This window comes from Halococcus salsus, from assembly GCF_009900715.1.
Classification (GTDB): Archaea; Halobacteriota; Halobacteria; order Halobacteriales; family Halococcaceae; genus Halococcus; species Halococcus salsus.
Genome location: NZ_JAAAJC010000001.1, coordinates 386,340 through 400,048 on the forward strand (window position 1 = coordinate 386,340; position 13,709 = coordinate 400,048).

Below are 13,709 nucleotides of genomic sequence, written 5' to 3' on the forward strand. Positions count from 1 at the left end.
CAAGCAGCGGTTTCGGGGACACCCACCCCAACGGTTTTGGCCCCCGGTCGACAGACCGAACCGTGAAGGGCGTCGTGCTCGCCGCCGGCGAGGGAACCCGCCTCCGACCGCTCACCGCCGCAACACCGAAGGGACTGCTCGACGTCGGCGGCAGGCCGATCCTCACCCGCTGTTTCGAGCGGCTGGTCGACCTCGGAGTGACGGAGCTGGTCGTGGTCGTCGGCTACGAGGGCGACCGGATCCGCGAGCGCTACGGCGAGGCGTTCGCCGGGGTCCCCATCAGCTACGCCGTCCAGCAGGAACGCGACGGGATGGCACACGCCCTCCTCGCCGCCGAGGACCACCTCGACGGGCCGTTCGTGCTGATGGACGGCGACGGCGTCGTCTCGTGCGACCTCCGACGGCTGGTCGAGCGCCACCGCGACCCGGCCGTGGACGGGACGGTCCTCGTCGAGGAGGTCCCCGCGAGCGCGGCGCGCGAGAAGATGGTCTGCGTCCTCGACGAGAACGACGAACTCGTCGGCTGGGAGAACAAACCCGAGGAGCCGGCCGACCCGAGCCTCGTGGCCGCGAGCGTCCAAACCGCGACACCGGCGCTCCTCGACGCCTGTCGGGCGGTCGAGCGCTCGCCGCGCGGCGAGTTCGAGATGAGCGACGCCATCGGCCACCGGATCGCCGACGGCGCACGGATCGTCGGGATTCGGTGTGATGGCTGGCTGGTCAACGTCAACACGCCCGCCGACCTCGCGCGGGCGAACGAACTGGTTTGCGAGCGGGACTGAAGGGTTACTCGTCGAGCGCCTGCCAGGACAGCCGTGGATTCCGGGCGGCGCTCGCCTGGTCGATCCGCCGTGCCGCCGTTCGTTCAGGGGCGGCTTCGAGGGCGTCGTCGCCGTCGGCCGCGGCTTGGTCGAACGCCCGCGCGAGGTGGTCGAGCGAATCGCGGGTCTCGGCCTCGGTGGGTTCGGTCATCAGCGCCTCGTCGACGGCCTCGGGCCACTTCGTGGTCGGCGGGTGAACCCCGTAATCCAGCATCCGCCGTGCGACGTCGGCGGCATCGCGGCCGGCGCTCGCGACGAACTCGTGGTGGAACGGCGAGAAAGGGATCTCGTAGTCGATCCGGCTCGCGAGGTAGTTCGCGTTCAGCACCGCTTTCGCGCTCGCGTCGGCGAGCCCCGCGTCGCCGAGCCGGGCGATGTAGGCGTAGGTCTTGATCAACACGAGCCAGTTGCCGGCGAAGCCGTGGACCTTACCGACCGTCCGCTCGGGTTCGACGGTCTCGTAGCCCGAATCGGTCTTCCGAACCTGTGGAGTCGGGAGGAACGGCGCGAGTTCCTCGACGACGCCGACCGGTCCGGCACCCGGGCCGCCGCCGCCGTGGGGCGTCGCGAACGTCTTGTGGACGTTGTAGTGCATCACGTCGAAGCCCATGTCGCCCGGTCTGGCGCGACCGAGCAGCGCGTTGAGGTTCGCGCCGTCGTAGTAGAGCAGTCCACCGGCCTCGTGGACGACCTCGGCGACCTCCTCGATGTCGCGTTCGAACAGTCCCAAGGTGTTGGGGTTGGTGAGCATCAGCGCCGCGGTGTCCTCGCCCACCGCCGCCCGGAGCGCCTCGACGTCGACCCGCCCGTCCTCGGCGTTCGGGAGTTCGACCACGTCGTAGCCCGCGAGCGCGGCGCTCGCGAAGTTCGTGCCGTGGGCGCTCTCGGGCACGATGATCTCGCTTCGCTCCTCGCCGTGGTGTTCGTGGTAGGCCTTCGCCACGAGGATCCCCGTGAACTCGCCGGCCGCCCCGGCCGGCGGCTGGAGGGTGACGCTCTCCATTCCGCCGATCGCCGCGAGATACTCCTGGAGTCGATAGCGGAGTTCGAGGTTGCCCTGCACCGTCCCCTCCGACCGGTCGGGGTGGGTCCCGGCACCGGGGAGGGCGGCGACGTCCTCGGTGAACGCCGGGTTGTACTTCATGGTACAGCTCCCGAGCGGGATCGGCCCGCTCTCGACGCCGTAGCTCATCTGCGACAAACGAGTATAGTGGCGCGCGAGTTCGGGTTCGGCGAGGTCGGGGAGGTCGAGCCCGTCCCGCGTGAGGTCGTCGGGCAGCGGGGAGTCCTCGACCGCGACCTCGGTCGAGCGCTTCTCGGCGAGGAGGGGTTCGTAGCGGTCGTCGTCCTCGGTCCACCGTGCCTGGTCGTAGTTCACGCGAGACACCTCCGGTGTCGAGCAGCGCGGAACCGTCGGTTCCGCGGACTATGTGAGCGGCGGCTACGCCGCCGCGAGCAGACGTGAGTAGAGAGCGGCTTCGCCGCGACCGTGGTCATGCGACCACCTCCAGCGCCTCGGCCAGCTCGTCGGCGTGCTCGACGTTCGTCTCGGTGACACAGACCTGGACCAGGTGGTCGTCGATCGCGTGGACCGCGAACCCCCGTTCTTCGAGGTCGGTTCGAACATCGGAAGCCGGGCGGTTGGTTCGCGCCGCGAACTCCCGGATGTGGTGGCGGTCGTGGACCGGCGCGGTGATTCCCTCGATACCGTCGAGCCGTTCGGCGAGGTCGCGCGCGTGTCGCACACAGTCCTCGGCGAGGTTCACCAGCCCGTCGGGACCGAGCCACGCGGCGTGCATCGCGGCCCGGAGCGCGACCCACGCCTGGTTGGTGCAGATGTTCGAAGTCGCGCGTTCGCGCCGGATGTGTTGTTCGCGCGTCTGGAGGGTGAGGGTGTAGGCCCGTCTCCCGCTCCGATCCTCGCTCGCGCCGACGAGTCGTCCGGGGACCTGGCGGAGGAAGTCCTCGCGGCAGGCGAACAGCCCGAGGCCCATCCCGCCGCTGGTCCCGAGGCCGAGCGCCGCGTCGCCGACCACCACGTCCGCTCCGACCGCCGCGGGTTCGGAGAGGAGGGCGAGCGCGACCGCGTCCGAGCCGAGACAGAACACCGCATCGTCGTCGGCCGCGAGGTCGCCGATGGTCGAGAGCTCCTCCTCGATGGTCCCTCGTACAGTGGGGTTCTCGGCGTAGACCATCGCACAGTCCTCGTCGAGCGACTCCGCGAGCGCGTCGATATCGACGTTGCCGTCGTCCATCGGATAGGATTCGACGACCGCGTCGGTCCCGGTGAGGTAGTTCTCGAGTACCTCTCGCCGGCCCGACTGGAGCTGTTCGGGGACCAGGATCCGCGTGCCCGACACCGACCGCGAGCGGAGCGCGAGCGTCGCGGCCTCGCCGAGCGCGCTCGCGGCGTCGTACATCGAGCAGTTCGCTATCGCCAACCCCGTCAGTTCGACCAGCATCGACTGGTACTCGAAGAGCGCCTGGAGGAACCCCTGGGCGACCTCGGGTTGGTACTGGGTGTACGACGAGAGGAACTCGGACCGGTCCGAGAGGTGGTCGACCATCGAGGGGACGTAGTGGTCGTAGTGGCCCCGACCGAGGAATTCGGTGAGGTCGTCGTTCCCGTCGAGCAGCGACGCCAGCTCGCCTCGAAGCTCGCGTTCGCCGCGTGGTTCGATCCCGAGGTCGCCCTCGAAGCGGACCGCTTCGGGGATGTCGAACAGGGCTTCCTCGCTCTCGACGCCGACGGCGTCCAGCATCGCCGCCGTCTCCTCGGCGGTCTGTGGAGCGAACGGACTCCCGGTTTCGGCAGCCGGACCGCGTCGGTCGTGACTCATCGGCGAGAACACCCACCAGTGGCGTGAGACGGCATTGGTAGACCCTTCGTGGGTGGGCATATCAGACCGTCGTTCGAGGCGGGTCGACCCTCCCGAACGAACAGTTAAGACCGTGGCGAGCCATCGTTCCGCCCCGCTCCCGAGGCCGAGCGGGGGAGAACCCTGAGACCATGAGCACGACCGAAGACGTTCTCGACCACCACTTGGAAGCGTTCGGCGACCAGGACATCGAGGCCACGATGGCGGACTACGCCGACGACGCCGTCGTCATCACCCACGGCGACGTTCACCACGGGCGCGAGGCGATCGCTGACTGGTTCGAGACCGAGCTGTTCACCGAGTTCGAACAGCCAGACGTAACGTTCGATCTGACCGAGAAGACCGTCGAGGGCGAGTACGCCTACATCACCTGGGAGGCCGACACGCCGGACACCGATTACGAGTTCGCGACCGACACGTTCGTGGTCCGGGACGGGAAGATCGTCGCCCAGACGCTCGGCGTGAAGGCCACGTCGAAGCACTGAGATCGATGAAGCCCGACTAGGGCTACCTACTCGATCTGGTCGCGGTAGGCCTCGGCGTCCAGCAGGTCGTCGAACTCGCTCCCGTCGTCGAGGTCGACTTCGAGGAGCCAGCCGTCGCCGTAGGGGTCGTCGTTGAGGAGCTCCGGCGCGTCGAAGACGTCGTCGTTGACCGCCGAGACGGTGCCCGAGACCGGTGCGTAGAGGTCCGAGACCGCCTTGATCGACTCCACCACGCCGAACTCCTCGTCGTGTGCGACCGCGTCGCCTGCCTCGGGGAGTTCGACGAAGACGATGTCGCCGAGTTCGTCCTGGGCAAACGCGGAGATACCGATACGGGCGGTCTCCCCGTCCTTTCGCGCCCATTCGTGACTCTCCAGGTAGTGCCGGTCCTCGGGAACTTCGAAACTCATCGTTGGTAGAACGGGAGCGGCCTGATACGTGCGTCTTTCGGCTCGCCGCGGATCTCGACCCCCACCTCGGTCCCCGGCTCGGCGAACTCGCTCGGGACGTAGCCCATCCCGAGCGGGATCCCGAGTGTCGGACTCATCGTGCCGCTCGTGACCGTTCCAACGGTTTCGCCCTCTGCGCTGATCTCGTAGCCGTGGCGCGGGATGCCGCGCTCTTCGAGTTCGAAGCCCACGAACCGTTCTTCGGGGCCCGACTCCGCGACCGCCGCGAGCGCGTCCCGACCCACGAACTCGGTGTCGAGGTCGACCGCGAAGCTCACGCCCGCCTCGACGGGGTTCCGGGGGTTCGTCTCGGCGTCGAAATCCTGGCCGGAGAGCAGGAAGCCCGCCTCGATCCGGAGGGTGTCGCGCGCGCCGAGGCCGCAGGGCTGGCAGTCGAGGGCGTTCCAGACCGCCGCCGCCTCGTCCCACGGCGCGAGGAGTTCGAAGCCGTCCTCGCCCGTGTAGCCCGTGCGCGCGACGAGACACTCGACACCGTCGAGGCTCGTGGCCCCCGCCGAGAACCGCCCGAGGTCGGCGATATCGCCCTCGACCGCTTTCCCGAGGAGGTCCACCGCCTCCGGCCCCTGAACCGCCACCATCGCGTAGTCGGTCGTCCGGTTCTCGACGGTGGCGTCCAACCCCCACTCGTCGCGGTGGTCGACCCATCGGTCCTCCATCTCCTCGTCGTGACCCGCGTTCGGGATGAACAGGAAGTCGGCGTCGTGCTCGGCGGGGAGCCGATAGACGACCGTATCGTCGAGGATCGTTCCTTCGGTGTCGGTGATCATCGCGTACTGGGCTTTGCCCGGGTCGAGGCTCGCCACGTCGTTGGTGGTGAGCCGATTCAGGAGCTCGACGGCGTCGGGCCCCGACACCTCGATCTGGCCCATGTGCGAGACGTCGAACTTGCCGGCCGCCTCACGGACGGCCGCGTGTTCGGTGCGGATGGAGTCGAACTCGACGGGCATTGCCCAACCGCCGAACTCGGTGGTCTTCGCGCCACTGGCGGCGTGTTCGTCGCCCAACGGTGGGTCACGGAGGTCCATGTCGAGGCCGTCGTGCCGCGCGACCTAATCGTTTCCACTTCCACTTTTTTCCTCGTCCCCGTTCGCTCGCTCGTTCCACTCGCTCACTCAGGGTCCTCGCAAAAACCTGTTCTGTCGAGTGAAGCGAGACAGAGCTTGGAAGAGCGCAGCTCTTCCAGCGGACTAAAAAGGCTGCTCGCTCCCTCGCTCCGCTCGGTCACTCGCAGTACAATCACTACATCCCCGCCACCGCTCCCGCAACGCGCCACACGCCTCCCCAGCCGACTGCGCTCCTCGCTCGTTTCACTCCCTGCGGTGCTCATCCCTCGCACAGTGTTCGCGAGCGGTGCTCGCTGTCGCTCGTCACCGCTCGCAAGCGCGCGCCGACCACACCCGGACTGACGAGATGCCACCGCGACTTGAACCTTGGTCAGAACACCCGGGAGCGGCGCGTCCCCCGCGAGGCAGTATCGTAGTACTCGTTGACGAACTCGCGTCGCCACCAGTCGCCGGTCTCGCGCTTCTCGGCGCGCGAGGTGAACTCGTAGCGGTAGCGCCGAACCCGGATTCTGCTGGGCGGTTCGTCGGGGAACGGGTCGTGTGCCAGCAGCGATTCGACCTGGTCGTTGCCGTCGAGGAGCTTCTCGACGAAGCGTGGGAACCACTCGCGACGCGGGCGCGCGCTCATCGCCGCGAACCAGAGCTGCCAGTCGAGCCGAAGGTGGTAGGGAGCCCACTGCGGCGGCCGCTTCCCCGGATCCGTGGGTTTGCCTTTGAACTCGTAGGTCCGCCACTCGGGGTCCTCGCCTTCGTCGCGTGTTCCCTCGATGACGAGCTCGTAGCGCTCCCTCGTTATCGACCCGAACGCGCCGTAGGTGTTCACCAAGTGGAGCGGGTCGAAGCTCCGGTTCATCGACTGCGAACTCGATATCAGGTTCCGAACCGGCCAGTAGCTCAGGACGACGACCAGCAGGAGCAATCCGTAAATCACGACCTGGTGTGGCGTCCCGACGGGTACGGTAGCCGGGGTGGTGAATCCCCCAAGTCCCTCGAAGAGCGCGTCGTCGAAGGTCGAGAGCGCGAGCACGATGGTGAGGGCGTTGAGCCACGCGAAGTTCCCCGAGACCATCAGCCAGGCCTGATAGACGATGGTCAGCAGGCCAGCCAGCGCGGCGACCCACGCGAACGGTCGCGGCGCGAAGTAGAAGAAGGGGACCACGAGTTCGATGACGTGATGCACCCCGATGCTGGCTCGGTGGAGCGGTTTCGGGAGCTTGTCGAAGGACCAGCTCAGCGGGTTCGGCATCGGCTGGGTCTCGTAGTGATAGAACATACACGTGAAGTCCCGCCAGCAGGGGTCCCCACGAAGTTTGATGAGGCCCGCGCCGAACATCACCCGGAAGAGCACCCACCGGAGCAACCAGACAACGATGTCGGGCGGGGCGGTGTGCATCCCACCGAGGAAGACCGCGAGGAAGCCCGTTTCGAGCAGCAGCGACTCCCAGCCGAACCCGTAGAACGTCCGGCCGGCGTTCACGAAGGAGAGGTAGAGCAGCCAGAGCGCACCCCAGACGACCATCGAGAACGGGGTACCGAACGCGTCCGCGAGTCCCGTAACGGCGAGGGTCGAGAGGCCGACGCCGGCCCACGCACACACCTTGAGAGCCCGATCGCTCGCGTCGAGCTGGAAGAGGCCGGGCGCGTCGCGAACGGCCACCCGGTCGAGGAAGTCGGCGGCGGGGAGGATACCGTCCTCGCCGTGGAGCGCCGGGTACTGGTTGACGGCGACGAGGAACGCGACGAGGTAGACCAGCCCGAGGGCACGCCGGAAGCAAAAGCGGACGAGCCAGTAGTCGCCGAGGTCGAGCATCGGGCCGGCGTTCGCCAGCGAGGGATAAAACTGGCCGGGACCGTGGACCGCGGGCGAGCCACAACCGACGGTTTTTGCCCGCGTGCGGCCGAGCGGGTTGTATGACCGATACGGACCGACGGGCCGACCTCGCGGTGCGGGCGGCGGAAGCCGGCGCGGCCCTCGCGCTCGACTCGTTTCGCGGGGAGCTCTCGGTCGAGACCAAGACCGGCAAGACCGACCTCGTCACCGCGACCGACCGCGCGGCTCAGGACCGCGTCATCGAGACCATCCGTGAGGGGTTCCCGGACGATGCGATCGTCGGTGAGGAGGACGACGCGCTGAAACGAGTCCCCGACGAGGGACCGTCGTGGGTCATCGACCCCATCGACGGCACGAGCAACTTCGTTCGTGGGCTCCGGATCTGGGGGACGAGCGTGACGGCGGTCCTCGACGGCGAACCGGTCGCCGCGGCGACGGTGTTGCCCGCGCTCTCCGACACCTACGTTGCCGACGGCTCGGGAACGCGGCTCAACGGCGACCCAGTGCACGTCAGCGACCGTGAGGACCCGGAGACGTTCGCGGTCGTCCCGATCCTGCTCGGCGAGCGCCGGCTCGAGGACTACACCGCCACTATTGGGGCGCTCGCGAGCCGGTTCGGCGACATCCGGCGATTCGGCTGTTCACACGCCACGCTCGCGGCGGTCGCGGGTGGCTCGCTGGAGGCCGCGGTCGCGACCGCCGGGATGAGCCCGTGGGATACGGTCGGCGGCGCGCACATGATCCGCCAGGCCGGCGGCACCGTGACCGACCTCGCGGGCGAGCGGTGGCGGCACGACAGCGACGGCCTCGTGGCCTCGAACGGCGCGGCCCACGAGGAACTGCTCGCGGCCGTCGGTCGCGAAGAGTAAGCATCGTCGTCGGTCGCGAGCGGTCGGTTCGCCCGCGCGGTCAGCTGTTGTGGGGCTGTTCGTCGCGGTGGTTGTCGGGGTTCTCGGCCTCGCGGGCGGCCGCCTCGCGCTGTTCGGATTCGATTTCGACCTCTCCCTCGGCGGCCTCCTCCTGTTTCCGTTCGGCTTCGGCCTCGCGGGCTTCCTCCGCCTCGTCGGTCTCCTGTTCGGCCTCCTCCTTCTCCTTCGCGAGCGTCACGTCGCGTTCGTGGGGGTCGTCCTCGGACATACCCGCCCGTTGGGCCATCGCGACTATCAACCGTCCGCTTGCCTGTGATGGGCGACCGGCTGGAGAACCGTTACGCGGGATCTACGCCGACTCGGTGATCGTGAGGGTGTACGCGCCGGAGCCGTGGTACGAATCGACGCTGACCTGCACCGCGGTCGAGTCGTCGGGGTCGTCGATAGTGAGCGTCTCGTCGTCGTCGATCGACCGCGAGGTGTAGTCGTGGTTCCCCGGGCTAGCGGTCCGGGTCGTGCCGGTGTTCACGTAGACGTCGAAGTCGCTATCGCTCGGGCCGTCGAGTTCGATCCGTAACGTGCTCGGCGAATCGTACGTCCACGACCACGTGTGGTCGTTGGCGTCGCGGTAGCCCGAGAGGGAGCCGCCGAACGAGTCCATCGTGGATTCGCTGCCGGTCCCCGGTTCCGTGGTGAGGGCGTTGCCGGCGTCGACTCGCCCCGAGCCCTGTTCGGTATCCGCGAGCCCGACGTCGACGGCGGTGTTCTTGAGGTGGTCTCGAAGTTCGGCGTTGGTGAGGTCCCACTTCGCGAGCGCGAGCCCCGCCGTGCCGGCGACCACGGGCGTCGCCATCGAGGTCCCCGAGATAGAATCGTAAGGGATCCCGGGTTCCGACCACGTCGAGAGGAGGTTGGTGCCGGGCGCGGCGAGCTCGACCGAATCGCCGTACTGGGAGTACGACGCCAATGACTCGTCGGGGTCGAGCGCCGACACCGCGAGCGATTCGGAGTATCCAGCAGGATAAGAGACGCCCTCGATACCGTCGTTGCCCGCTGCGGCCACTACCAATGCGCCTTCATCGGTGGCGTAGGACACCGCGTTCTTCATGGTCTGAGTGTACCCGCCACCACCGAGTGAGAGGTTGATGACGTCCGCGCCCTGGTCGGCAGCCCACTGGATCCCGTCGGAGATATCGCTGGTCGAGCCTCTCCCGTCCTCGGCCAATGCACGGCCCGCGATGACCGTCGAGTTGCCAATGCCCGTCACTCCGGTCTCGTTGTCGACGCTCGCAGCTGCGATACCCGTAACGTGAGTCCCGTGAACCTCCTCGGAGAGGCTGTCGGGGTAAGGGTCCGAGTCCCCGTCGGCGAAGTCCTCGCCGGGGTCCGCGGCCACGTTGTCTTCGAGGTCCGGGTGGTCGTACTTGATCCCCTCGTCGATCACGGCGATGGTGACGTCCGAACTCCCGAGGGTCTCGTCCCAGGCCGTCGGGGCGTCGACCTGCTGGTCGGCGTACTGGTCGTCGTAGCGTGGGTCGTTCGGCCGGTAGAGCGCCTCGTAAGTGGCGTTGGGCTCGGCGTACATGATGTAGTCCTCCTTCGTGACGGCCTCGATGAAGTTCGTGCGAGCGGCCGTCGTGGCCTCGTCCGGGAACTTCACCGCGACGTAGCTCAGCTCCTCGTTCTCGTGGACGACTTCGGCGTTACCGGGCACGGACCGTTCGACGGCGGTCCGTATCCCGCCCTCGGCCTCCGAGACCCCGACGAGGATCTCGTCTTCCTTCGGTCCCGACTGACGACCGGGCGCTGCCGAGGCGACCCCACCGAAACCACCGATCAGTGCCCCGGCACCGAGGGCTTTCAAGAACGTTCGCCGACCGTGTCCAGATCGTTCGGCCATCGAGGATCGGTTCCCGCCTCTTCGAGTTAACCGTTTTCTAAGGAGATATGAAGTATATCTCTTCGCCCCGTGAAAGGATGGTTCCGTGGCGGATCGACGATCTGCAACTTCAGTCGTGGTTCGAACCTCGCTGGAGTCGAGGACGACCCATACACCGCCACGGTACGCGGATAGGTCGAGAGTTCGGCGGACGAGACCTATGTCGACTCGGTGATCGTGAGGGTGTAATCGCCGGCACCGCTGTAGGAGTCGACGTCGATCTGGAGCGCTGTCGACGCGTCGGGACCGTCGATGGTGACCGTCTCGTCGCTGCCCGGCGAGCGGGAGGTGTAATCGTAGTTCCTCGGTCCGGCGGCCGAGTTCGTGCCGGTGTTGAGGTAGAGGTCGAAGTCGGTCCCGCTCGGACCGTCGAGTTCGACCGTTACCGTGCTCGGCGCATCGTAGGTCCACGACCAGGTGTAGTCGTCGTAGTCCGCCGACCCCGAGAGGGAGCCGCCGATGGATTCGGTGGTCGACTCGCCATCACCCCCGCCGCCGCCACCGTCACCACCGTCGCCGCCGTCACCGGCATCCGCGGGGTCGGTCGTGACGGCGTTGCCGGCGTCGACCCGTCCCGAACCCTGCTCGGGCTCCGAGAGCCCAACGTCGACGGCGGTGTTCTTGAGGTGGCTCCGGAGTTCGGTGTTGGTGAGGTCCCACTTCGCGAGCGTGAGTCCGGCCGTGCCAGCGACCACGGGGGTTGCCATCGAAGTTCCCGAGATCGCGTTGTAGGGGGTGCCGGGCTCGGGCCACGTCGAGAGGACGTTGGTGCCGGGCGCGGCGAGTTCGACCGCGTCGCCGTACTGGGAGTACGACGCCAGCGATTCGTCGGGGTCGAGCGCCGACACCGCGAGCGATTCGGAGTACCCGGCAGGATAGGAGACACCCTCGGTTCCGTCGTTGCCCGCGGCCGCCACCACCAACGAACCCTGGCCGGTGGCGTAGGAGACCGCGTTCTTCATGGTCTGGGTGTAGCCACCGCCACCCAGCGAGAGGTTGATGACGTCGGCACCCTGGTCGGCCGCCCACTGGATGCCGTCGGCGATGTCGCTGGTCGAGCCTCGCCCGTCCTCGCTCAGCGCGCGCCCCGAGATGACGGTGGAGTTGCCGATACCCGTCACCCCGGTCCCGTTGTCGACGTCCGCGGCCGCGATGCCCGCGACGTGGGTGCCGTGGATCTCCTCGGAGAGACTGTCGGGAGAGGGGTCGGCGTCCCCGTCGACGAAGTCCTTGCCCGGGTCCGCGGCCACGTTGCCTTCGAGGTCCGGATGGTCGTACTTCACCCCCTGGTCGACCACCGCGACGGTGACGTCGGAGCTCCCGAGGGTCTCGTCCCAGGCCGTCGGGGCGTCGACCTGCTGGTCGGCGTACTGGTCGTCGTAGCGCGGGTCGTTCGGCCGGTAGAGCGCCTCGTAGGTCGTGTTCTCCTCGGCGTACTTGACGTGGTCCTCCTTCGTGACCGCCTCGATGAAGTTCGTTCGGGCGACCGCAGCGGCCCGAGCCGGGAACTTCACCGCGACGTAGCTCAACGCCTCGTTCTCGTGGACGACTTCGGCGTTGCCGGGAACCGACCGTTCGACGGCGGTTCGCATCCCGTCCTCGGCCTCCGAAACCCCGACGAGGACCTCCCCCTCCTTCGGTCCGGGTTCGCGCCCCGGCGTCGCCGACGCGACGCCACCGAGACCGCTGAGCAGTGTGCCGGCACCGATGGCTTTCAGAAACCGTCGTCGACCGCGATTGGGTCGTTCGACCATTGTTCCACCCCAGCCGATGGACGTGTCGGTGTTAAATATTACTTAGAATTTTCTAAATAATACTCTGAACGGAGGGAAACTAGCGGGCCGAAGAACGGTTCGGCGAGGCTGCGGCCGTGGCAGTGCGGTTCCGATAAGGTCGTCGAGGGCGGCGCGCGAACTGGGTGAGGGGGACCGACTGCTGGAACCGATGGCGCAGATCCGGTGACGGACGCGGGCGAACACCGGCACGGCTTTGAGCGGGGGGCAGCGATCGCGTGCAATGCTCGACTCCCTTCGGGAGGCGGTGTCGACGGGCGAGCGCGAGCCATCGGTCGGGCTGTTCGTCGACGGCCCGAACGTCCTCCGGAACGAGTTCGACGTCGACCTCGACGACGTTCGTGCCGCCGCGCTGGAGATGGGGACCCTCGCGATCACCCGACTCTACCTCGACGAGCACGCAACGCCCGGACTCATCCAGGCCGCCGAGGCGCGCGGGTTCGAGGTCCGAGTGACGAGCGGCGACGTCGACGTCAAACTCGCGGTCGACGCCACCGCCGCGATCGACGACCTCGACGTGCTCGCGGTGGCCTCACGGGACACGGACTTCAAGCCCGTGATCGAACACGCCGCCCGCCGAGGGGTGGCGACGTTCGTCATCGCGCCGGGCGAACACGGGCGCTCGGACGCGCTCCGAAACGCCGCCCACGACGCGGTCACGCTCGGCTGAAGGGAAATCGACTTCTCCGCGCCGACGGTGGGTCACGTATGAATCCCGATACCCCGATCCTCGACAACCACCTCCACCTCGACCCCGACCACGGGCAGGGTCTCGACGCGGTGGCGGACTTCGCGAACGTCGGTGGCACCCACCTCCTCGTGGTCAACAAACCCTCGTGGACGCTCGGTGTCGAGGTCGAGGATGCCGACGATTTTCGAGCGGCGTTCGAGACCACCATCGAGGTGGTCGAGGAGGCCACCGAGGTTCTCGACGGACGCGCGTGGCCCGTCCTGGGTGTGCATCCGGGGCTCGTGACCCACCTCACGGACCGCGGCTTCTCCCCGGAAGCGGCGGGCGAGCTGATGCAGGCCGGCCTCGATGTCGCCGCCGAGTACGTTTCATCTGGGGCGGCGCTCGCACTGAAGTCCGGCCGGCCCCACTACGAGGTCAGCGATGAGGTCTGGGACGCCTCGAACGCAGTGCTCCGGCACGCGCTCGCGCTCGGGGCGGACCACGAGTGTGCGGTCCAGCTCCACACCGAGGCCACCGACGATCTCACCGAGGTCGCCGAGTGGGCCGAGGAGCGCGGGCTGCCGGCGCATCGCGTGGTGAAACACTACGCGGACGGGCGACTCGCCGGCCCGATGCCGAGCGTGATGAGCGAGAAGGACCGGTTGGAGACCGCGGCCGAGGCGGGCGCACCGTTCCTGATGGAGACGGACTTCATCGACGACCCCGACCGGCCGGGAGCGGTTCTGGGGCCGAAGACGGTGCCGCGACGGGTGCGATGGCTGCTCGAAAACGGCCACGACGAGGCCGTGCGACGTGCCCACGTCGAGACGCCGGCACAGGTGTACGGCATTGACACGGGCTCGGGCTAACGAAAAGGCCTATCAA

At 67.9% G+C, this 13,709-nt stretch carries 13 protein-coding genes; 5 read left to right on the forward strand and 8 right to left on the reverse strand.

Features of this window, described 5'->3' with window-relative positions; all coding sequences use genetic code 11:
- Positions 1–62 precede the first annotated feature (62 nt).
- Positions 63–782 carry a sugar phosphate nucleotidyltransferase gene (locus GT355_RS02030; protein WP_160133051.1) on the forward strand — a complete coding sequence of 240 codons (720 nt, stop codon included), beginning with the start codon at positions 63–65 and terminating at the stop codon, positions 780–782.
- Between the two features lie 4 nt (positions 783–786).
- On the opposite strand, the gene gcvPB is transcribed toward GT355_RS02030, so the two are convergent.
- Both gcvPB and gcvPA read right to left on the reverse strand, forming a co-directional pair.
- Entirely contained in the window at positions 787–2,199 is a 1,413-nt protein-coding gene (gene gcvPB / locus GT355_RS02035; RefSeq protein ID WP_160133053.1) for an aminomethyl-transferring glycine dehydrogenase subunit GcvPB, read from the reverse strand.
- Positions 2,200–2,314: 115 nt separating this feature from the next.
- Positions 2,315–3,661: an aminomethyl-transferring glycine dehydrogenase subunit GcvPA gene (gene gcvPA / locus GT355_RS02040; RefSeq protein ID WP_160133976.1), complete on the reverse strand. Its 1,347-nt coding sequence runs from the start codon at positions 3,659–3,661 to the stop codon at positions 2,315–2,317.
- Between the two features lie 170 nt (positions 3,662–3,831).
- On the opposite strand from gcvPA, the gene GT355_RS02045 reads away from it, so the two are divergent.
- Positions 3,832–4,185: a nuclear transport factor 2 family protein gene (locus tag GT355_RS02045; protein ID WP_160133055.1), complete on the forward strand. Its 354-nt coding sequence runs from the start codon at positions 3,832–3,834 to the stop codon at positions 4,183–4,185.
- 26 nt (positions 4,186–4,211) lie between these two features.
- Here GT355_RS02045 and gcvH read toward each other — a convergent pair whose 3' ends face one another.
- The 3 genes from gcvH to GT355_RS02060 form a co-directional block, all read right to left on the reverse strand.
- The gene (gene gcvH, locus GT355_RS02050; RefSeq protein ID WP_160133057.1) at positions 4,212–4,595 is read right to left on the reverse strand and encodes a glycine cleavage system protein GcvH; all 384 of its coding nucleotides are present in this window, start codon (positions 4,593–4,595) and stop codon (positions 4,212–4,214) included.
- The gene (gcvT, locus tag GT355_RS02055; RefSeq protein ID WP_160133059.1) at positions 4,592–5,680 is read right to left on the reverse strand and encodes a glycine cleavage system aminomethyltransferase GcvT; all 1,089 of its coding nucleotides are present in this window, start codon (positions 5,678–5,680) and stop codon (positions 4,592–4,594) included. Before gcvT ends, gcvH begins: the two co-directional genes overlap by 4 nt.
- Positions 5,681–6,089: 409 nt before the next feature.
- Positions 6,090–7,529, reverse strand: a complete 1,440-nt coding sequence (locus GT355_RS02060; RefSeq protein WP_160133060.1) for a lipase maturation factor family protein — start codon at positions 7,527–7,529, stop codon at positions 6,090–6,092.
- Between the two features lie 101 nt (positions 7,530–7,630).
- Here GT355_RS02060 and GT355_RS02065 point away from each other — a divergent pair, with 101 nt between their 5' ends.
- Complete coding sequence (locus GT355_RS02065; RefSeq protein WP_160133062.1) at positions 7,631–8,419, forward strand: inositol monophosphatase family protein; 789 nt, start codon at positions 7,631–7,633, stop codon at positions 8,417–8,419.
- 40 nt (positions 8,420–8,459) lie between these two features.
- On the opposite strand, the gene GT355_RS02070 is transcribed toward GT355_RS02065, so the two are convergent.
- From GT355_RS02070 to GT355_RS02080, 3 genes are all read right to left on the reverse strand, one after another.
- Positions 8,460–8,687 carry a hypothetical protein gene (locus GT355_RS02070; RefSeq protein WP_160133064.1) on the reverse strand — a complete coding sequence of 76 codons (228 nt, stop codon included), beginning with the start codon at positions 8,685–8,687 and terminating at the stop codon, positions 8,460–8,462.
- 81 nt (positions 8,688–8,768) lie between these two features.
- Positions 8,769–10,319: a S8 family peptidase gene (locus GT355_RS02075; protein WP_160133066.1), complete on the reverse strand. Its 1,551-nt coding sequence runs from the start codon at positions 10,317–10,319 to the stop codon at positions 8,769–8,771.
- 197 nt (positions 10,320–10,516) lie between these two features.
- Complete coding sequence (locus GT355_RS02080) at positions 10,517–12,112, reverse strand: S8 family serine peptidase (protein ID WP_160133068.1); 1,596 nt, start codon at positions 12,110–12,112, stop codon at positions 10,517–10,519.
- Between the two features lie 262 nt (positions 12,113–12,374).
- On the opposite strand from GT355_RS02080, the gene GT355_RS02085 reads away from it, so the two are divergent.
- Entirely contained in the window at positions 12,375–12,821 is a 447-nt protein-coding gene (locus tag GT355_RS02085; protein ID WP_120069956.1) for an NYN domain-containing protein, read from the forward strand.
- 38 nt (positions 12,822–12,859) lie between these two features.
- Positions 12,860–13,693, forward strand: a complete 834-nt coding sequence (locus GT355_RS02090) for a TatD family hydrolase (RefSeq protein ID WP_160133070.1) — start codon at positions 12,860–12,862, stop codon at positions 13,691–13,693.
- Positions 13,694–13,709: the final 16 nt, after the last annotated feature.